Source organism: Kosakonia oryzae (assembly GCF_001658025.2).
Classification (GTDB): domain Bacteria; phylum Pseudomonadota; class Gammaproteobacteria; order Enterobacterales; family Enterobacteriaceae; genus Kosakonia; species Kosakonia oryzae.
Map to the genome: position 1 here is coordinate 3333512 of NZ_CP014007.2, position 20940 is coordinate 3354451.

Here is a 20940-nt window from a genome sequence, read left to right on the forward strand (position 1 = left end):
GTTAATCCAGCCCAAGCACGCCGCGCAGCTGCGCCAGATCTTCCGCCAGCGTGGTGATCGGCCCTTTCAGTGCATTACGGTCGGCGTCGGTCAGCTTGTCGTACGTCTCATAGCCATCTTTGGTGCGGTATTTCGCCAAAATGGTATCCACTTTCTTGAAGTTGGCATCAACTTTCGCCAGTAACTCCGCATTCTCTTTTTGCAGTTGCGGACGCAGCAGATCGACAATTTTCTGCGCGCCATCAACGTTGGCCTGGAAATCCCACAGATCGGTGTGGCTGTAGCGATCTTCTTCGCCGCTGATCTTGCTGGCCGCCACTTCTTCAATCAAATCGGCTGCACCGCCCACCACTTTTGACGGCGGGAACGCCAGTTCATTAATGCGCGTTTGCAGATCCAGCACATCGCTGTTGAGCTGATCGGCATATTTGCCCATCTCTTTGGTGCTGTTATCACCAAACAGGGCTTTTTCCAGGCGGTGGAAACCGGTGAACTTCGGATCGTCCGCTTTGTGCTCGTAATCATCTTCACGGGCATCAATGCTGCCATCCAGATCGGAGAAGAGTTCAGCAATCGGTTCGATACGTTCATAGTGCTGGCGAGTTGGCGCATACAGCGCTTTCGCTTTTTCAATATCCCCGGCTTTTACCGCATCGGTAAAGGCTTTCGTACCGGAGGCCAGTTGCGCGGTTTCCGCCACCACATAGGCTTTATAATCAGTAATGGCTCCGCTCAGGCTCAACAATGCATCGTCTTTTGCCGCATCCGCAGTTGCCGAGCCTTTGACCACCAGTTTCCCTTTCGGGTTAGTAAGCAGGCCGCAGGTCATATCATATTCGCCAGGTTGCAGATTGGCGGTCAGCTTCTGGCTGAAGCCCGGCGCGATGTTTTCACGCTCTTCCACCACCATCACGCCTTTGAGAATCTCCCATTCCAGCGCTTTCTGGCTGTGGTTGACGATAATGAACTGCGTTTTGCCCGCGTTAACGGTCAGGTTCATCGGCTCACACTGCTTGTCCGTTACCGTGACCTTCACCTGCGGAACATCCGCAGCCTGTACCCCGAAAGCGCAAGACATCAGCGCCGCGATCCCTACCTGCAAAGCACTACGACGAAAATGAATAGCCATGACCCTTCCCTTAAATAAGTATGTTGTAACTACGAAGCTGTGCATATCCTCAGGAAGCCGCCTGCGAAGGCTGCGCTCTTGAGCGTGGAGGCAAAACAAACAGCACCAGCACCGGAATCAGGTAGGCAAAGTAGACAAAGACTTCACTCACGCTCGGTGCTTCCTGATAACCAAAAATGCCTTCCAGCAAGGTGCCCGTCAGCGAATGCGTGGTGAGCACGTTGCTTAAATCGAAAGCCACATCCTGGAATTGATTCCACAAACCGGCTTCATGGAAAGCGCGGATAGCGCCCGCTGCCAGACCGGCGGCCACCAGCAGGATGAACAGGCTGGTCCATTTGAAAAACGCGCCGAGGTTAAGGCGAATCCCGCCCCAGTAGAGCAGAAAGCCCAGCACCACGGCCGTTGCCAGCCCAAGGATTGCGCCAAGCGGCGGCCAGATACCGAGATCCTGCTGGAATGCCGCCAGCAGAAAGAACACCGATTCCAGCCCTTCACGCGCAACGGCGAAAAAAACCATCAAAATCAGTGCCCAGCCGTGATGATTACTGCGCGCCAGCGCGTTATCTACCGCCTGCTCAAGTTGCACTTTGACGTTGCGCGACACTCTGCGCATCCAGAACACCATCCAGGTGAGGATCACCACGGCAATCACCGCGACAATTCCCTCAAACAGCTCCTGCTCTTTTTGCGGAAACTCACCGGTGGTTTCGTTGATGGCAATCCCCAGCCCCAGGCAGAGTGCAGCGGCGAGGAAAACGCCAATCCACATCACCCCAATCCAACGTCCGCGCTGGGTGCGTTTCAGGTAGCTGGCAATCAGACTGACGATCAGCGCCGCTTCGAGGCCTTCACGTAACATAATAAGAAATGGAACAAACATGGAGGACGCCCCTGGTGTCATGTGCAGTCAACGGTTGCAAAGAAAAGTAAATTGCATTGATAGTGATTATCATTACGGTAACGAGAAACTCAAGCAAAATATGACAAGAATAATAACTGGATGTAAACGGATAGCAGGCTACCTCAGGCGAAGCGGCTCTTATGCAGAAGTGGTTGAAATAAAGCGATAACTTAGCTTACAAAGCATTAACTTTATGTTTACCGCATCTCGCGGCTATGGCTAAATACTCCCCCATTCACCTGCAAAATTAGAGATATGATTAATTTCCTACATTTTCTGCTGGCGCTGGCGGTGATCCTCGCGCTCGCCTGGCTGGTAAGTTTCGACCGGCGGCAAATACGTTTTCGCTTTATTCTGCAATTGATCGTCATCGAAATGGCGCTGGCCTGGTTCTTCCTGCATGCGCAAAGCGGATTAACGCTGATTAAATATGTTTCCGGTTTCTTCGAAGTGCTGCTGAAATTTGCCGGTGAAGGCACGGGTTTTGTTTTCGGCGGCATGAGCGAAAAAGGGCTGGCATTTATTTTCCTTGGCGTGCTGTGTCCCATCGTTTTTATTTCAGCGTTGATCGGCATTTTGCAACACTGGCGGATCCTGCCTGTTTTCATTCGCCTGATCGGAACCCTGCTGTCGAAACTCAACGGTATGGGCAAGCTGGAATCCTTTAATGCTGTCAGTTCGCTGATTCTCGGTCAGTCCGAAAACTTCATTGCCTACAAAGGGATACTCGCCGACCTCTCTTCACGCCGCCTGTTCACCATGGCCGCCACGGCAATGTCGACGGTTTCGCTGTCGATTGTCGGCGCTTATATGACCATGCTGGATGCGAAATATGTGGTCGCCGCGCTGATCCTGAATATGTTCAGCACCTTTATTGTGCTGTCGATCATTAATCCCACGCGCCCGGAAGCGGAACCGGAAATTAAGCTGGAAAAACTCCACGAATCACAAAGTTTCTTTGAGATGCTTGGCGAATATATTCTGGCAGGCTTCAAAGTAGCGATGATTATTCTGGCAATGCTGATCGGTTTTATCGCCCTGATTAGCGCCGTCAACGCCCTCTTCTCTGCGCTATTCGGTATCAGCTTCCAGCAAATTCTCGGCTATGTTTTCTATCCGCTGGCGTGGCTGGTTGGCATTCCACTCAGCGATGCGTTGCAGGCTGGCAGCATCATGGCCACCAAGCTGGTCGCTAATGAGTTTGTGGCGATGATCGAACTGCAAAAAATCGCCGCACAGATGACGCCGCGCGGATTGGGGATTTTGTCAGTGTTCCTGGTGTCATTTGCCAACTTTGCCTCAATTGGCATCGTCGCAGGTGCCATTAAGGGGCTGAATGAGCGGCAAGGCAATTCCGTCTCCCGCTTTGGCCTGCGCCTGGTCTACGGGGCAACGCTGGTGAGCCTGCTCTCCGCCGCTTTTGCGGGTGTGGTGCTGTAAGTGATTCACCCCTCTCTTGCGGGAGAGGGGTTGCACATCAGAACTGAACGCAAACCGGCTGATCCACGCGCATCACCGATTCCTGCGCGAAACGCGCTTTATAAATCTCGCGCAACGTATCGATTTTTGCGTCAGTTTGTGCGTCCACGCTGTGGATAAGCATCAGCGCCTTGCTCGGTTCCTTCGACACTTTCCCGTTACTGCCCAGCCACTGCCCCTGGGCATCGAAAGCCGTCAGGCCATCACGAAAACGCGGTGTGACATCGTTATCCACATACTGTTGCCACTCCTGAGCGGTAATCAGTTTACCGCCCTGGCGGGTTAAACCGTAATAGAGCGTGGTTTGTTGCATTTGGTTTTCAACCTTGCAGGTTTGCGTGCCCACGCTCGGTTTCGATGCCGGCACCGCACAGCCCGCCAGCAAACCGGCAACCACAAGCGCAGTGAACCCTGTCTTTAACTTCATATTGCTATCCTCGTTGTTATTTGTTCTGAGATAACAGCGTAATTACAATTATTTAGCAATAAAAAAACCCGCCGCAGCGGGTTTTTCGTCAATGGCGTATTATTCCGCCTGTAAACGGGACGGCGGCGCCGAGTGGTAATGCGCATCAGCCTCGGCAAAACGCTGCTGCATCGCCGCAGAAGGCGCTTTGCCCAACAGGCTGAACACCACAATCCCCAGGCTGCCGAACACAAAGCCCGGAATGATTTCATACAGATCCAGCCAGCCGTAGTGTTTCCAGATAATGACCGTCACTGCGCCAATAATCATCCCCGCCAGCGCGCCGTTGCGGGTCATCCGCGACCACATCACTGAGAAGAGTACCACCGGGCCAAACGCCGCGCCGAAACCGGCCCACGCGTAACTTACCAGCCCCAGCACGCGGTTTTCCGGGTTTGCTGCCAGCGCAATAGCGACGACCGCCACCAGCAGCACCATTGCGCGGCCCACCCACACCAGCTCAGTCTGTCCGGCGCCTTTACGCAAAAACGCTTTGTAGAAATCTTCAGTGATCGCACTGGAGCAAACCAGCAACTGGCAGCTCAGCGTCGACATCACTGCGGCGAGGATGGCAGAAAGCAGCACGCCCGCAATCCACGGGTTGAACAACAGTTGCGCCAGTTCGATAAACACGCGTTCGGCGTTCTGATTGACCGCGCCCGCCAGCGACGGGTTGTTATTGAACCAGGCGATGCCAAAGAAACCAACGGCGACCGCACCGGCCAGGCAGAGGATCATCCAGGTCATGCTGATACGGCGCGCATGCACAATTGTGTGGTGGGAATCGGCGGCCATAAAGCGTGCCAGGATATGCGGCTGACCAAAATAACCCAGCCCCCAGCCCATCAACGACAGGATAGCGACAAAATTCAGCCCCTTCAGCATGTCGACGTTCTCGATGCTTTTCTGCTTGATCACCTCCAGCGAATCACTGAAACCGCCCACCGTAATAATGACAATCACCGGCGTCAGGATCAGCGCGAAAATCATCAGGCTGGCCTGCACCGTATCGGTCCAGCTAATCGCCAGGAAGCCGCCAATAAAGGTGTAAATAATGGTGGCTGCCGCGCCAGCCCAGAGCGCACTTTCGTAGCTCATGCCGAAGGTGCTTTCGAACAGACGTGCGCCCGCCACAATGCCGGAAGCACAATAAATGGTGAAGAAGACAAGGATCACCACGGCGGAGATAATGCGCAGCAGACGGCTTTTATCTTCAAAGCGACCGGTGAAATAATCCGGTAACGTCAACGCATTATTGTTCACTTCGGTGTGCACGCGCAGACGCCCGGCCACCAGTTTCCAGTTGACCCACGCCCCCAGCGTCAGGCCAATGGCGATCCAGCTTTCCGAAATCCCGGAGATAAAAACCGCGCCTGGCAGCCCCATCAGCAGCCAGCCGCTCATATCGGACGCCCCGGCGGAAAGCGCGGTGACCAGCGGCCCCAGGCTGCGGCCGCCGAGAATATAATCATCAAAATTCTTCGTCGAACGCCAGGCGAAAAACCCGATCAATATCATGCCAAAGATATAAACAAGAAAGGTCACCAGCATCGGTGTGCTCATTGCCATTAAGGAGTCTCCAGGGTTCTTCGTCAGCAAAATCATTCTGCTGCTTTATCCATCACCGGAACGTAGTGATGGCGCGTATTGATTATCAGAAGCGCCCGTATCCTGCCGGAAGCCTCACTTATTCACAATTGATTTAACACAGCATTTACATCAAATTCATCCTGAGCTTGATAGCTTTTTGCTATAGGTTGCACTGTGTCACACTTTTCCAGGTTGCACCTTTTAAAAGTGTTATCCACCGCATAAAACCTGCTTTTCCAGTGAAATATCCAGCGCCTTTTCCTGTTACCAGCGATTAACATTTCATTCATTTTTAACCTTGCCAGCCAGGTCACATTTAACAAGGTTGCACAAAGTTGCAACATGATGGATATTTCTGCCTGAACCGCAAAACAGCCAAAAAAACAGGAGCAAAGCATGGGCACCACCACGATGGGGGTCAAGCTTGATGACGCCACGCGCGAAAGGATTAAAGCCGCCGCAGCGACTATCGACCGCACGCCGCACTGGTTAATTAAACAGGCTATTTTTAATTATCTGGAGAAGCTGGAGAGCAGCGAGGGATTACCGGAGCTGGCCGCCGCGCCCGGGCCAACGTCACAGGATGAGGAAAACGGCGTACCGGTTGATGAGAGCTACCAGCCGTTCCTCGACTTTGCCGAGCAGATCCTGCCGCAGTCTGTTTCCCGCGCGGCCATTACCAGCGCCTGGCGCTGGGCGGAAACCGATGCAGTACCCATGCTGCTTGAGCAGGCTCGTCTGCCGCAGCCGGTCGCGGAAAATGCCCATAAACTGGCTTACCAGTTAGCGGAAAAATTACGTAATCAGAAAACCGCTTCCGGCCGTGCTGGCATGGTGCAAAGCCTGTTGCAGGAGTTTTCGCTCTCCTCGCAGGAAGGTGTGGCGCTGATGTGTCTGGCAGAAGCGCTGCTGCGCATTCCGGATAAAGCCACCCGCGATGCGTTGATCCGCGACAAAATCAGCAACGGCAACTGGCAGTCGCACATTGGCCGCAGCCCGTCGCTGTTCGTCAACGCCGCCACCTGGGGCCTGCTGTTTACCGGGCGACTGGTCTCCACGCACAACGAAGCGAATCTCTCGCACGCCCTGAACCGCATTATCGGGAAAAGCGGCGAGCCGCTGATCCGCAAAGGCGTGGATATGGCGATGCGCCTGATGGGCGAACAGTTCGTCACCGGCGAAACCATCGCTGAAGCGCTGGCGAATGCCCGCAAGCTGGAAGAGAAAGGCTTTCGCTACTCCTACGATATGCTGGGCGAAGCGGCGCTCACCGCCGCCGATGCGCAGGCTTATATGGTCTCCTACCAGCAGGCGATCAACGCCATCGGTAAGGCGTCCAACGGTCGTGGCATCTACGAAGGGCCGGGCATTTCAATTAAGCTTTCCGCTCTGCATCCGCGTTACAGCCGTGCGCAGTACGATCGTGTCATGGAAGAGCTCTATCCGCGCCTGAAATCTCTCACCCTGCTGGCGCGCCAGTACGATATTGGTATCAATATTGATGCCGAAGAGGCCGATCGTCTGGAAATCTCCCTCGATTTGCTGGAAAAACTCTGCTTTGAACCAGAGTTAGCGGGCTGGAACGGTATCGGCTTTGTGATTCAGGCCTACCAGAAACGCTGCCCGTTTGTCATTGATTACCTGATCGATCTGGCAACCCGCAGCCGCCGCCGTCTGATGATCCGTCTGGTCAAAGGCGCTTACTGGGACAGCGAAATCAAACGCGCGCAAATGGAAGGCCTGGAGGGTTATCCGGTCTATACGCGCAAGGTGTATACCGATGTCTCTTACCTCGCCTGCGCGAAAAAGTTACTCGCAGTGCCAAACCTGATCTACCCGCAGTTCGCCACCCACAATGCCCATACGCTGGCGGCGATTTACCAGCTTGCCGGGCAAAACTACTACCCCGGGCAGTATGAGTTCCAGTGCCTGCACGGCATGGGCGAACCGCTGTACGAGCAGGTGGTAGGGAAAATTGCCGACGGCAAACTGAATCGCCCGTGCCGCATTTATGCGCCGGTTGGGACGCATGAAACCCTGCTGGCCTATCTGGTGCGCCGTCTGCTGGAAAACGGTGCCAACACCTCCTTTGTTAACCGCATTGCCGATACCACACTACCGCTGGATGCACTGGTGGCCGACCCGGTGGCGGAAGTGGAAAAACTGGCCGCGCAGGAAGGCCAGGTCGGTCTGCCGCATCCGAAGATCCCCCTGCCCCGCGCTCTGTATGGGGAAGGACGCATCAATGCCGCCGGTCTGGATCTGGCGAATGAACACCGGCTGGCATCGCTCTCTTCTTCGTTGCTGAACAGCGCCATGCAGAAATGGTATGCCCGTCCAATGCTGGAGCAGCAGGTGATGGAAGGCGAGCCGATCGCGGTAATCAACCCGGCAGAACCGAAAGATGTGGTGGGTTACGTGGTGGAAGCCCGCGATGAAGACGTGGAACAGGCGCTGAATAATGCCGTTAATCATGCGCCCATCTGGTTCGCCACGCCGCCGCAGGAGCGCGCCGCCATTCTGCAACGCGCCGCCGTGCTGATGGAAGATCAGATGCCGCAGTTGATGGGCATTCTGGTACGTGAAGCCGGGAAAACCTTCAGCAATGCGATTGCCGAAGTGCGTGAAGCGGTGGATTTCCTGCGCTATTACGCCGGCCAGGTCAGCGCCGATTTTGATAACGAAACCCATCGCCCGTTAGGTCCGGTGGTTTGCATCAGTCCGTGGAACTTCCCGCTGGCGATCTTTACCGGGCAGATTGCCGCCGCGCTGGCAGCAGGTAACAGCGTGCTGGCAAAACCTGCGGAACAAACCCCGCTGATCGCCGCACAAGGCGTGGCCATTCTGCTGGAAGCGGGCGTTCCTGCCGGGGTATTGCAATTGCTGCCAGGGCGTGGCGAAACCGTCGGCGCACGGCTCACCTCCGATGCGCGGGTGCGCGGCGTGATGTTCACCGGCTCGACCGAAGTGGCCAGCCTGCTGCAACGCACCATCGCCACACGGCTTGATGCGCAGGGCCGTCCGACGCCGCTCATCGCCGAAACCGGCGGTATGAACGCGATGATTGTCGATTCGTCGGCGCTCACCGAACAGGTGGTTGTCGATGTGCTGGCCTCCGCGTTCGACAGCGCCGGGCAGCGCTGTTCGGCACTGCGCGTGCTGTGCCTGCAAGAAGAGATTGCCGATCACACGCTGACCATGTTGCGTGGTGCAATGGCCGAATGCCGGATGGGCAATCCAGGCCGTCTGACCACCGATATCGGCCCGGTGATCAACGCCGAAGCGAAAGCGAATATCGACAAACATATTCAGGCGATGCAGGCCAAAGGGCGCAATGTATTCCAGGCGATGCGCGAAAACAGCGAAGATGCGCGCGAATGGCGTACCGGCACCTTCGTGGCGCCAACGCTGATTGAGCTGGAGAGCTTCGACGAGCTGCAAAAAGAGGTCTTCGGGCCGGTGCTGCATGTGGTGCGCTATAGCCGTAATCAGTTACCGCAGTTGATTGAGCAGATCAATGCTTCCGGCTACGGTCTGACGCTCGGCGTGCATACGCGCATTGATGAAACCATCGCCCAGGTGACTGGCAGCGCCCATGTTGGCAACCTGTACGTTAACCGCAACATGGTGGGCGCCGTGGTCGGCGTGCAGCCGTTTGGTGGCGAAGGGTTATCCGGCACCGGGCCGAAAGCGGGCGGGCCGCTCTATCTCTATCGCCTGCTCGGTAGCCGCCCGGAAAATGCGGTACTGAAAACGCTCGCCCGGCATGATGCTACCGCGCCGCTGGATACCCAGTTGAAAAACGCGATGGCGCAACCGCTGGAAGCACTTAGCACGTGGGCCGCCGATCGTCCGGCATTACAGGCGCTATGCCGCCAGTTTGGCGAGCTGGCGCAGAGCGGAACGCAGCGCCTGCTGCCAGGCCCGACCGGCGAGCGTAATAGCTGGACGCTGGTTCCGCGTGAACGCGTGCTTTGCGTGGCAGATAACGAACAGGATGCGCTGGTACAACTGGCGGCGGTCATCGCCTGCGGCAGCCAGCTGTTGTGGCCGGATGACACGCTGCATCGCGATCTGGCGAAACAGCTTCCGCCGATCGTCAGCGCACGCATCCAGTTCGCCAAAGCCGATACGCTGATGGCGCAAGCGTTTGACGCGGTGATTTTCCATGGTGATTCCGATCAACTGGTTACGCTGTGTGAAAACGTCGCCGCACGCGATGGCGCAATTGTCTCGGTGCAGGGTTTTGCACGCGGGGAAAGCCATATCCTGCTCGAACGCCTGTGGCTGGAACGTTCGTTAAGCGTTAACACCGCCGCCGCTGGTGGTAATGCCAGCCTGATGACCATTGGTTAAATCGGTGAACAGGTCCGATGGCGCGACGCTTATCGGACCTGGAGCCAAACCAGCAGGTTGCACATCCCCGGACCGGGGCACGTAAATCTATCCTCCTCTCTTCGGAGGGGGTAATAAAAAAGCGCCTTACGGCGCTTTTTTGCTTAATGTTAAGCCGACATCGCCGCCGGGATGCACGGCGAGCAAAGTCTCCTTCGAATAACCGCTTTCGCTCATCAGGCATGCGCAGGCGGCATCGAATATCGCCAGCGCCAGCACAATCGAGGTGGTTGCCAGCATATTCAGCGGATCGATCTCGCGGCGAACGCCAGTGGAAATCACCAGCCGTGAGGCCTGCGCTATCGCTGAATCCGGGTTTTCCGTGACACTGATAAGCGCCACGCCTTTCGCCGCCAGCCCCGGCAGCAGCCGCGTCAGCTCATCGGAATTCCCGCCGCGCGACAGCATAATCACCACATCATTGGCATCAAGAAAACCCAAATCGCCGTGCGCAGCATCGGTGGCATTGAGATACATCGCCGGACGCTCAACGCAGGCCAGCATATGGGCGATTTTGCGGGCCGCAATGCCGGAGGTGCCAACGCCCGTTACCGCAATTTTGCCGCGACAGCCGCGCAGCTCCGCCATCAGCGCCTGCCACTGCATTTCGTTAAGATGGCGGTTCAGCGCCGCCATCTCTTCGCTGTAGATTTGCCACGCGGCGCAGGCCTGCTGCCAGCCACTGCTCATGTTGGCTCCTGCATTAACGCGCGGTACTTCATATGATCCTGATACATCTCGTGGAACACGGTGTATTTACGATCGTAATACTGCTTAATGCGGTTGGTTTGCGGCGTGACGGTTTTACCGATACGGCTCATCGCCGCCATCGCTTCCGGGAAGCTATCAAACACCCCGGCGGCCACGGTGCCCATCATCGCACCGCCGAGCAGCATCGCTTCGCTCTCCTCCGGCAACAACATCGCGCAGCCGGTCGCGTTAGCATGCTCCTGCACAAAGATCGGGTTTTTGGTGCCGCCGCCGCTGGCCATCACCGTATCGATGCTGTAGCCACTCTGATTCATGGTTTCAATAATATGCCGTGTACCCAGCGCAATGGCCTGGATGGTCGCCAGGTACTGCAGCGCCATATCTTCCGGCGTACGCGACAGCTTCAACCCGCTGATGACGCCGGTTAACGTCGGATTGGCGCGCGGCGAACGGTTACCGTGGAAGTACGGCAGAATATGAATATCGCGGGTCAGAAACGCAATATTCTCCGGCTCGCCTGCCATTTTCCGCAGCAGCGCGTTCAGCACTTCGTAAATGGTTTGCCCCTGAGCTTTTGCCTGGCCGAGCAGCGTTTCGTAGCACGGATGCGACTGAATAATATGGTCGATCAGCGCGCCGGTTGCCGACTGCCCGCCCTCATTCAGCCAGTAGCCCGGCAGCACCGCCGAGTAGTATGGCCCCCATACACCGCCGATAAAACGTGCCTGCGGGGAGATCGCCATATGCCCGGTAGAGGTGCCGCCAATCAGCGCGATACGCCGGTCGAAATCCGCCACTTCACCAGAAACACCGCTGGCGCCGAGCGTACCGAGCGTACCCGCGTGCGCATCAATAATCGACACGCTTACCGCCGTGCCCGGCATCAGCCCCATCTCTGTCGCTGCCCGCTGCGTCAGCCCACGCCCCAGCGGTTCGCCCATGGTTTTCACATAGCGGCCAATTTTTTCGGCGTCGTGTTCCAGCAGATCGTCGAGCCCAATTTCATGGAAATAGCTATTATCCCACTTGTCTTCATGGCCCATGTACGTCCACTTACACACCGTCGAGCAAAGCGAGCGGGTATCATCGCCCGTTGCTCGCCAGGTCAGGAAATCCGGCAGATCAAAGTAGTAACCGGCGTTCGCCCAGGTGTTTGGCATATGCTGTTTCAGCCACAGCAGCTTGGGGGTTTGCATCTCCGGCGAGATAATGCCGCCGACGTAATCCAGCACCCGATGGTGCGTGGCATTGATGCGGTTGGCCTGCGAGATCGCGCGGTGATCCATCCACACGATAATATTCTGCTCACTGCGCCCGGATGGGCTAATCGTCAGCGGGTTGCCCTCTTTGTCGAGCACAACCAGCGAACAGGTGGCGTCAAAACCCAGCCCTTTAACCTGGATCGGGTTGATATCCGCCTGATTCACCGCGTCACGCACGGCGTTGCACACCGCCTGCCAGATATTGTCCGAGGATTGCTCAACAAAGTCGGCCTGCGGACGATAGATCTCAATGGCCCGGCTCGCCTGGCTGACCATTCTGCCGGTCAAATCAAAGACGCCTGCGCGGGCGCTGCCGGTCCCTACATCCACACCAATAAAGTAGCTCGCCATTCTTTTTCTCCTGAGATCAGGCTTTACGATTTTGTAATGCGATAAAGAGGATCAGCACCGCGCCCCAGAGCGCCATCGTCAGATAGCTGCTGATGCCCAACAAGTTAAAGCCGCTCTCCAGCATTTGCAGCACCACCAGCGCCAGCACCAGCCCCAGCACGCGCCCGAAGCCGCCGTCCGGGTTAATCCCGCCCAGCACCGACGCCAGAATGGTCACCAGAAGATAAGATTCGCCGTAGCCGGCTTTCGCGGAGTTGAATTTCGCCATCATCAGAATGGCGGCCACCCACCCCAACAGCGCCGAGATGACATACACCGAAATCTGCACCCGCACGGTGTTCACGCCGCTAAAACGCGTCGCCTGTTCGTTCGATCCCACCAGATAAAGGCTGCGGCCAAGCGTGGTATGTTCCAGCAATACCCACAGCAGCAGCGCCACCACAATAAACAGCAGCAGCGCCACCGGAATACCGAGCAGCGTGGCATTGCCGAGAAACTGGATCGCGGCCGGGAAGCCGGAAATGACCGTGCCGTTGGAGAGCAAAATGTTAAGGCCGGAAATCAGCGTCATGGTGCCGAGCGTGGCAAGAATGGGCGAAACGCCGATCCACGCTACCAGCGCGCCGTTCAGCACGCCAATCGCCACCGCCACCAGCAAACCCGCCAGCAGCGCCAGCGCGAGAAACAGTGGATTGTCGGGATGAGTGACAATCACCGCGGCCATTACCAGTGAACAAGCGTTCGCGCCGGCAATAATCGACAGGTTGATGCCGCCGGTCAGCATGGTAATGCCCATGCCCAGCGCCAGCATGCCAAGGATTGGTAGCTGCGAGCCGATGGACTGGAAGTTGGCGACGCTGAAAAAGCGGCTGCCGAGCAGCGCGGAAAAGACCACCGCGACAACGATGATAATCACGCATTGCAAACGGATGATGGCATCACCGGGGAAGAGTCTGGCGATTGATTTCATCTTAAAGCTCCCTTGCGAGTTTGCGTTTTTCATTCCACGCGGTCGCGCTGATGCTGACGAGAATAATCGCGCCGCTAAAGACCATGTGCCAGTAGGAGGAGACGCCGAGCAGCGTTAAACCATTTTGCAGGAAGGCCAGCAGAACCACCCCCAGTAGCGTGCCGGTGAGCGTACCGCGGCCGCCGGACATACTGGTGCCGCCAAGCACTACCGCCGCCAGCACCGTCAACTCAAAACCGATCAATGAGTTCGGGGCAACGGACTGGGTGATCTGCGCCTGTACTACTGCGGCCACACCGGCCAGAATGCCCATATAGCCGTAGACATAAAAGTGCAGTTTCAGCAGATTAAGGCCGAGGCGCGACGCCGCATCGCGGTTGCCGCCCATTGCATAAATCTGGCGGCCCAGCCGGGTGTAATTCATCAGCACGGCGGTGACAATGATCACCAGCCCCAGGCACAGCAGCGGCAACGTCAGGCCATAGTCATAGCCATCCGCCGCAGTGAAAGAGAACCAGTTAATGCCGTTCATAAACCAGTCCGGGAAGCCATACAGCCAGGTGCCTTTGGTGGCGTAAACCAGCAGCCCGTAATAGACGTTCAGCGTGGCGATAGTGATGATGATCGCCGGGACGCGCAGCCAGTAAACCAGGAAGCCGTTCACTAAACCGAGCAATAGCCCGACGGCCATGGCTAATGCCAGCGCCAGCGCGAAGTTACCGCCGTGGGCGATCACCCAACTGGCCATCGCATATTGCGCAATTGCTGTCATCGCCGGAAACGAGATATCGATCCCGCCGGAGATCAGCACCACAAATAAGCCACAGGCCAGGATACCGAGAATGGCGTAGCTGGTCGCCACATCCGTCAGGTTACCCAGCGATAAAAATTCATCGGTACGCACACTCAGCCCTACAGCCAGCGCAATCACCAGCAGGCCAAGCCAGAATTCATGTTGCCCGACAAGGCGGGAAAGGGATGCGTTACGCATTGACCACCTCTGCAATCTCCTGCTCCGTGCAGCGATGCGGATTGAATTCCGCCACCAGTTCACCCCGGCGCATGACCAGCACGCGATGGCTGTTGTAATACGCTTCCGGGATTTCGTCACAAATCATCAGTACCGCCATCCCCTGTTCCGCCAGTTGGCGGGCAATCTGGTAGATCCCCTCTTTGTTGGCGATATCCACTCCGACGGTGGGCGAATCGAGGATCAGAATGCGCGGCTGGGTCGCCACCCATTTGGCGATGGCAATACGCTGCGCGTTGCCGCCGGAGAGCGTTTTTACCGGCAATTGCGCATCGGAGACTTTGATATTCAGATTGCGGATCAGCTCCGCGACCAGTTGCCCGGCTTTGGCGTGATCGAGCAGGCCGCCGCGCGTATGCAGTTTGTCGAAAACGGTGACGATGGTGTTGTCGTAAATGGACTGCTCCATGATCAACCCCTGCGTCAGGCGGTCTTCCGAAACGTAGCCAATACCGTGACGAATGGCGTCATGGTTGTTGCGCAGTTTCACCGGCTTACCGTTAATGCGGATTTCGCCATCTTCCGGGTGCGTCATGCCAAACAGGCTCATGCACAGTTCGGTGCGCCCTGCTCCTAACAAACCGACAATGGAGACGATCTCGCCGCTGCGCAGCGCCAGATTGATATCGCGATATTTGCCTTTGCGGCTCAGATGGCGCAGCTCCAGCATCGGCGTCTGATCCTGCGGCGGTTTTTCCGGTAGCGGGCTGTAGTGAAAACGCTGCCCGGTCATCAGATACGCCAGCTCGTGGCTGTCCAGTTCGTTTGCGGGCCATGTTCCAATCAGCTTGCCGTCACGCATCACGCTAATACGGTCGGCCACTTCCATCACCTCATCCAGACGGTGGCTGACGAATACCACGCAGATCCCTGCGGCTTTCAGTTCGTTCACCACACGCAGCAGCCCGTTCACTTCCTGGCGGGTCAGCGAGGCGGTCGGTTCATCCATGATCACCAGCCGGGCATCGGCAGCTATCGCCCGGCAAATGGCGACCAACTGGCGATCGGCGATGGAGAGTTTCTCGACTTTTTTATCCGGATCGAGGCGCACGCCAATGCGCGCCATTGCGGCCAGCGCCTGCGCACGCATCGCGCTGCGCCGCACCCAGATATCGCCGCCGGGCAGATAACGGTGGATGGCGATATTTTCCGCCACGCTAAAATTGGGGAATAACGAGAGGTCCTGATAAATGACCTGAATGCCGTAATGCGCTGAAAGCTGCGGCGTCAGATGGTGAAAAAGTTTACCGTCCAGGGCAATGCTGGCACCTTTTTCCGGCTGATAAACCCCGGAGATCACTTTGATGATGGTGCTTTTACCGCAGCCGTTTTGCCCGGCCAGACAGTGAACTTCGCCTTTTTCCAGCGTCAGGTTCACATTGTCCAGCGCCCGCACGCCCGGAAATTGTTTGCTGATATTCTCAAGAGTGATAAATGCGGTGGTGTCTGTCATTGACAATACCCCTGCCAGCGCCCGTACGGGACGCGATGGTTATCTGTGCTGCAAAAAGAGCCCGGCCTTGCGGCCGGTCTCCGGTTCCCTGGTGTGGCCTGAAAAAATCAGAAGCCGAGTGATTGCGCGTTATCTTTAGTAACTTCGAGGATTTTGTTAAAGCGGATGACTTTCTTGTCCATATCAACGTCGGCTTTGCCCAGCCCGTCGATGGTCAGATCGGGAGTGACTTCCTTGCCCTGCAACAACTGGTCAGCGACGGTGACCAGCGCAAAGCCTGCATCACGCGGGTCCCACAGCAGCGCTTTTTTGATATCGCCACGCATCAGATACGGCGCGGCCTGGCCCGGCATCGCAATCCCGACAACCGCCAGTTTGTCTTTCGCACGTTTTTTCTGTACTGCCTGCCCTGCGCCAATCGGCCCCAGCGAACCAAAACCGATCACCCCTTTCAATTGCGGGTAGGTTTTCATTAAATCGAGGGTGGTGGCGTAGGATTTGTCGATACTTTCCGCCACCGGCAGACGCGAGGTGACTTCAAACATATCCGGGTATTTTTCTTTTTGATATTTAATGGCGTAATCAGCCCAGGCGTTGTGCAACGGTACAGTCAGTGAACCGACGTAGATCGCATAACCGCCTTTACCGCCCATATCTTTCGCTAACTCATCAACGTTGGCCTGCGCGTATTTTTCGCTGTCGATGGTTTCGATATCCCACTGGCCAATCTGCTGATCCGGGGATTCATGCGTCAGCACCACAATGCCTTTGTCGCGAGCTTTTTTCAGCACCGGCTCCAGCACTTTCGCATCGTTCGGCACCACGATGATGGCATTAACGTTTTTCGCGATCAGATCTTCAATCACCTTCACTTGCTGCGCCGGATCCGGGGTCGAAGGCCCGGTCTGGTAAGCGTTAACGTCCAGTTTCTTCGCTGCTTCGTTAACGCCGGTCTCCATACGGTTAAACCACGGAATACCGGTCACTTTTGCAACCACCGCGATCTCATACTTTTCTGCTGCAACGGACTGGCCCGACACCATGCAGGCAGAAATAAGCGCTGCGCTGAGTAATGCGAGTTTGAATTTCATAGTTGTACCTTTCTTGAGGACAGAGGAAAGTCGCGAACGGGAGATTAACAACGAAGGGAAGAGGCAAAATAATGTAAAAATTCAAAATGTGATTTATGCCCAAAAATGTTAATTTTATGAAAAATTATGGTTAAATTTAAGTAAAAATACACCATATACTTTTCTTATATCAGATCACATATGTTAAAAATAACATTAAATAAAACATTTTATTAACATATTGTTATCATTTATCAATAATTCAGAGCATTTATGCGCTGAATGGATGGTTTTAACGGCAGGAAAAGTTTGCAAATTTGAGAACTGAAACGAGTAAGGTAAAACGCAACATCGGCATACTGTCTTTTCCCTTTTCGATACCTCACTCTCTTTTTGCAGGAGCCACACATGCGTTATGCCAGCGCACTGGAAACGCTATTACTCACCGATCCCCGGCGCAAAAACATACTCCATATCGTTCACACCTTGTGCCCTGAAAGCTGGATTGGCGCCGGTTTTGTACGCGATGCCGTATGGGATCATCTGCACCATAGCGCGCCGCAGCCACCGGCTGGCGATGTAGATGTCATTTGGCTTAATCCACATGAGATGGCGATCGAAGCGGATATCGAGATGGAAAACCGCCTGCGCGAGTGCGCGCCAGAGGTTACATGGTCGGTAAAAAACCAGGCGCGCATGCATCTGCGCAACGGCGATGAGCCCTATTCTTCACTACTTGCGGCGCTGCGGCACTGGCCGGAAACCGCCACCGCTGTGGCGGTGCGGCTGGTCGATAAGGCGCGTATTGAGATTATTGCCCCTTTTGGCCTGGACGATCTGTTTGGCTTGCGCCTGCGACCGACGCCGCACTTTACAGGGCATAAATATTCGCAGTTTCGCCGGCGAGTGGAAGAAAAGCGCTGGCTGGCGCGTTACCCGCATCTTGCGCTTATCGCTGCAGATGACATTCCTCCGGGGCTATGCTAATAAAACGGCTGAATCAAAGCCTTGTACGGAAGGGAACAGGATGAAACGTTGCATGCTGGCGCTGACTGCGCTGTTAATGAGCAGCCCACTGCTCGCGGACGAGTGCGAAAACGCCTCGACACAGGCTGAGCTGAATAGCTGTACTGCCGCACAATATCAGGCGGCGGATAAAAAGTTGAACCAGACTTATCAGAGCGCCATTAGGCGCGCCGCTCCCGCGCAGGCATCACTGCTGAAAAAAGCGCAGCAAACCTGGATAACGCTGCGCGACAGCGATTGTGCCTTTGTCAGTTCCGGCGTCGACGGCGGAAGCGTGCAGCCGATGGTGGAAAACCAGTGCCTGACGGATAAAACCAACGAGCGTGAAGCCTGGCTGGCCTCGCTGCTACAGTGCGGCGAAGGCGATGTCAGTTGCCCGCTGCCGCCCGGCCATTAACGGACGCGAATGCCTTCAATGATCATGCGCTGCACATTATCGACCGTGCGCTGAAAGAAGGCCTCATCCTGTAACGTCGCGCCGGTGACAGCTTCCACCTGGATGGCGAAATCGGCGTAGTGCTGGGTTGAGGCCCAAATCATAAAGATCAGGTGATGCGGATCGACCGCCGCCAGTTTACCGCTGGCGATCCAGCCAGCAATGATGGCCGACTTCTCCTCCACCAACGTTTTTAAATCCCCTGTCAGCTCCGCTTTCAGCAACGGCGCACCCTGCAACATCTCCTGGCAGAAAAGTTTTGATGCCTGGGGATAATCGCGTGACACCTCCAGTTTCAGGCGGATGTACTCCTTAATCGCCACCAGCGGCGTGAAATCTGCGCGAAAGGCTTTCAGCGGCGCCAGCCAGATATCAAGGATCTGCCGCAGCACAGCAATATAGAGCGCCTCTTTCGACGGGTAGTAATAGAGCAAATTGGTTTTCGACACACCCGCGCTATCGGCGACCTGCTCCAGCCGCGCGCCGTGGAAACCCACGCGGGAAAAGATCTCCAGCGCCGCCGTCAAAATCGCCTGTCGCTTCTCATTAACCGCCTGCGTACGTTTACCGGCCCGCTTCACCGTACCCTGTGCCATTTTCTCTCTCCTTTTGGTTGGCAGCAGCATAACAAAAGGCGCACGGCGACTCGACCCTGTGCACTCTGATTGAACATGAGTGCCTGTTTTTTGTGCACCGTTTTTGACCATTTAGTCCACTTTTTTATGGCTCATTTCATCAACTTTCAGTTAACACCTTAATAACAATGATCTTTTCATTGTTGGCATCCGCTTTGCAAACCCTTGATTGCGCGGCTGAAAGAAAAATGCAGGATGCAACGCCACGCCAGACATTCACCTGACAAAGCGAGGTAGGTAATGAAAATTGGTGTTTTCGTTCCGATTGGCAACAACGGCTGGCTGATTTCTACCCATGCGCCACAGTACAAGCCGACCTTTGAACTGAATAAAGCGATTGTGCAGAAAGCGGAGCATTACCACTTCGATTTCGCGCTCTCGATGATCAAGCTGCGCGGTTTTGGCGGCAAAACCGAATTCTGGGATCACAACCTCGAATCCTTCACGCTGATGGCCGGGCTTGCGGCAGTCACTTCGCGTATTCAGATTTACGCCACTGCCGCTACCCTGACGCTGCCGCCTGCCATTGTCGCGCGGATGGCATCGACCATTGATTCCATCTCCGGCGGACGTTTTGGCGTAAACCTGGTGACCGGCTGGCAGAAGCCGGAGTATGAGCAGATGGGCCTGTGGCCCGGCGACGACTACTTCTCGCGTCGCTATGACTATCTGACGGAATACGTGCAGGTATTGCGCGATCTGTGGGGAACCGGCAAAAGCGATTTCAAAGGCGAATTTTTCACCATGAATGATTGCCGCGTCAGCCCACAACCCACCGGCCCGATGAAGGTGATCTGCGCCGGGCAAAGCGATGCGGGAATGGCATTTTCCGCGCAATACGCTGATTACAACTTCTGCTTCGGCAAAGGTGTTAACACCCCAACCGCGTTTGCGCCGACGGCCAAACGTATGCAGGAAGCGGCCAGCGCCACCGGGCGCGATGTCGGTTCTTATGTGCTGTTTATGATTATTGCCGATGAAACCGACGAGGCGGCGCGGGCCAAATGGGAGCACTACAAAGCAGGCGCTGACGATGAAGCGCTGGCATGGCTGACCGAACAGAGCCAGAAAGATACCCGTTCCGGCGCCGACACGAATGTGCGTCAGATGGCCGATCCGACATCGGCGGTGAATATCAATATGGGCACGCTGGTGGGTTCGTATGCCACGGTAGCGCGCTTACTCGATGAGGTTGCCAGCGTCCCCGGCACCGACGGCGTATTGCTTACCTTTGATGATTTTTTACAGGGCGTTGAAATGTTCGGCGAGCGTATTCAGCCGCTGATGCAGTGCCGTAGCCATATTCCAGCCCCAACACGCGAGGTTGCCTGATGATTACCCTCAACGCCCGCCCGGAATCGGTCGATTTTTCTCCTGAGCGCAGCGCCCTGATCGTAGTGGATATGCAAAATGCCTATGCCAGCCCCGGCGGCTACCTGGATTTGGCCGGGTTTGATGTCTCGGCCACCAGGCCGGTGATTGAGAATATCAATATTGCCGTTGCCGCCGCCCGCAAAGCCGGGATGCTGATTATCTGGTTTCAGAACGGCTGGGATGATCAGTACGTGGAAGCCGGTGGCCCCGGTTCGCCGAACTACCACAAATCCAACGCGCTGAAGACCATGCGCAAGCGCCCGGAATTGCAGGGTAAATTGCTGGCAAAAGGTGGCTGGGATTATGAACTGGTGGAGGAACTGAAACCGCAAGCTGGCGATATCGTACTGCCGAAACCGCGTTACAGCGGCTTCTTTAATACGCCGCTGGACAGCCTCCTGCGCAGCCGCGGCATCCGCCATCTGGTGTTTACCGGTATTGCCACTAACGTCTGCGTTGAATCCACGCTGCGTGACGGCTTTTTTCTCGAATATTTCGGCATCGTACTGGAAGACGCCACCCATCAGGCTGGCCCCGAATTTGCTCAGCAAGCTGCGCTGTTCAACATCGAAACCTTCTTCGGCTGGGTGAGCGATGTGCAGACTTTCTGCTCCGCCCTGGCACCTCAAAAACTGGTCAATATTGCGTAAGGAGACTCA

The 20940-nt window shown here is 55.9% G+C and carries 17 protein-coding genes; 6 read left to right on the plus strand and 11 right to left on the minus strand.

Annotation, left to right across the window (positions count from 1 at the left end):
• Window position 1: 1 nt before the first annotated feature.
• Both efeO and efeU read right to left on the minus strand, forming a co-directional pair.
• Window positions 2-1129, minus strand: coding sequence for an iron uptake system protein EfeO (gene efeO, locus AWR26_RS16000; RefSeq protein ID WP_064567298.1), 1128 nt, complete (start codon window positions 1127-1129; stop codon window positions 2-4).
• Between the two features lie 49 nt (window positions 1130-1178).
• On the minus strand, window positions 1179-2012 hold the full coding sequence (gene efeU / locus AWR26_RS16005; RefSeq protein ID WP_007374347.1) for an iron uptake transporter permease EfeU: 834 nt from the start codon (window positions 2010-2012) through the stop codon (window positions 1179-1181).
• A gap of 276 nt (window positions 2013-2288) precedes the next feature.
• Here efeU and AWR26_RS16010 point away from each other — a divergent pair, with 276 nt between their 5' ends.
• On the plus strand, window positions 2289-3473 hold the full coding sequence (locus tag AWR26_RS16010; protein WP_064567300.1) for a NupC/NupG family nucleoside CNT transporter: 1185 nt from the start codon (window positions 2289-2291) through the stop codon (window positions 3471-3473).
• A 37-nt stretch (window positions 3474-3510) separates the two neighbouring features.
• Here the strand turns inward: AWR26_RS16010 and AWR26_RS16015 are convergent, their stop codons facing one another.
• Window positions 3511-3939: a DUF3574 domain-containing protein gene (locus AWR26_RS16015; RefSeq protein ID WP_064567302.1), complete on the minus strand. Its 429-nt coding sequence runs from the start codon at window positions 3937-3939 to the stop codon at window positions 3511-3513.
• Window positions 3940-4038: 99 nt separating this feature from the next.
• Complete coding sequence (gene putP / locus AWR26_RS16020) at window positions 4039-5547, minus strand: sodium/proline symporter PutP (protein WP_064567304.1); 1509 nt, start codon at window positions 5545-5547, stop codon at window positions 4039-4041.
• 417 nt (window positions 5548-5964) lie between these two features.
• Between putP and putA the strand changes: the two genes are divergently transcribed.
• Window positions 5965-9924 (plus strand): trifunctional transcriptional regulator/proline dehydrogenase/L-glutamate gamma-semialdehyde dehydrogenase, encoded by a 3960-nt coding sequence (putA, locus tag AWR26_RS16025; protein ID WP_064567306.1) that lies wholly within the window; start codon window positions 5965-5967, stop codon window positions 9922-9924.
• A 126-nt stretch (window positions 9925-10050) separates the two neighbouring features.
• On the opposite strand, the gene AWR26_RS16030 is transcribed toward putA, so the two are convergent.
• The 6 genes from AWR26_RS16030 to AWR26_RS16055 form a co-directional block, all read right to left on the minus strand.
• The gene (locus tag AWR26_RS16030) at window positions 10051-10653 is read right to left on the minus strand and encodes a KpsF/GutQ family sugar-phosphate isomerase (protein WP_064567308.1); all 603 of its coding nucleotides are present in this window, start codon (window positions 10651-10653) and stop codon (window positions 10051-10053) included.
• Window positions 10650-12287 (minus strand): FGGY-family carbohydrate kinase, encoded by a 1638-nt coding sequence (locus AWR26_RS16035; RefSeq protein WP_043953946.1) that lies wholly within the window; start codon window positions 12285-12287, stop codon window positions 10650-10652. Before AWR26_RS16035 ends, AWR26_RS16030 begins: the two co-directional genes overlap by 4 nt.
• A 16-nt stretch (window positions 12288-12303) precedes the next feature.
• A complete protein-coding gene (locus tag AWR26_RS16040) occupies window positions 12304-13257 on the minus strand; it encodes an ABC transporter permease (protein WP_064567312.1) in 954 nt (317 codons plus the stop codon).
• Between the two features lies 1 nt (window position 13258).
• On the minus strand, window positions 13259-14248 hold the full coding sequence (locus tag AWR26_RS16045) for an ABC transporter permease (RefSeq protein WP_007374337.1): 990 nt from the start codon (window positions 14246-14248) through the stop codon (window positions 13259-13261).
• Window positions 14241-15740, minus strand: a complete 1500-nt coding sequence (locus AWR26_RS16050) for a sugar ABC transporter ATP-binding protein (protein WP_064567314.1) — start codon at window positions 15738-15740, stop codon at window positions 14241-14243. Before AWR26_RS16050 ends, AWR26_RS16045 begins: the two co-directional genes overlap by 8 nt.
• A 107-nt stretch (window positions 15741-15847) precedes the next feature.
• Complete coding sequence (locus AWR26_RS16055) at window positions 15848-16831, minus strand: autoinducer 2 ABC transporter substrate-binding protein (RefSeq protein ID WP_007374335.1); 984 nt, start codon at window positions 16829-16831, stop codon at window positions 15848-15850.
• 387 nt (window positions 16832-17218) lie between these two features.
• Between AWR26_RS16055 and AWR26_RS16060 the strand changes: the two genes are divergently transcribed.
• On the plus strand, window positions 17219-17797 hold the full coding sequence (locus tag AWR26_RS16060; protein ID WP_064567320.1) for a nucleotidyltransferase family protein: 579 nt from the start codon (window positions 17219-17221) through the stop codon (window positions 17795-17797).
• A 40-nt stretch (window positions 17798-17837) separates the two neighbouring features.
• The gene (locus AWR26_RS16065; protein WP_064567324.1) at window positions 17838-18233 is read left to right on the plus strand and encodes a lysozyme inhibitor LprI family protein; all 396 of its coding nucleotides are present in this window, start codon (window positions 17838-17840) and stop codon (window positions 18231-18233) included.
• Here AWR26_RS16065 and rutR read toward each other — a convergent pair.
• The gene (gene rutR, locus AWR26_RS16070; RefSeq protein ID WP_043953952.1) at window positions 18230-18868 is read right to left on the minus strand and encodes an HTH-type transcriptional regulator RutR; all 639 of its coding nucleotides are present in this window, start codon (window positions 18866-18868) and stop codon (window positions 18230-18232) included. The genes AWR26_RS16065 and rutR overlap by 4 nt on opposite strands.
• Window positions 18869-19147: 279 nt before the next feature.
• On the opposite strand from rutR, the gene rutA reads away from it, so the two are divergent.
• Both rutA and rutB read left to right on the plus strand, forming a co-directional pair.
• The gene (gene rutA, locus AWR26_RS16075; protein ID WP_007374331.1) at window positions 19148-20239 is read left to right on the plus strand and encodes a pyrimidine utilization protein A; all 1092 of its coding nucleotides are present in this window, start codon (window positions 19148-19150) and stop codon (window positions 20237-20239) included.
• Window positions 20239-20931 (plus strand): pyrimidine utilization protein B, encoded by a 693-nt coding sequence (gene rutB / locus AWR26_RS16080; protein WP_064567326.1) that lies wholly within the window; start codon window positions 20239-20241, stop codon window positions 20929-20931. Before rutA ends, rutB begins: the two co-directional genes overlap by 1 nt.
• Window positions 20932-20940: the final 9 nt, after the last annotated feature.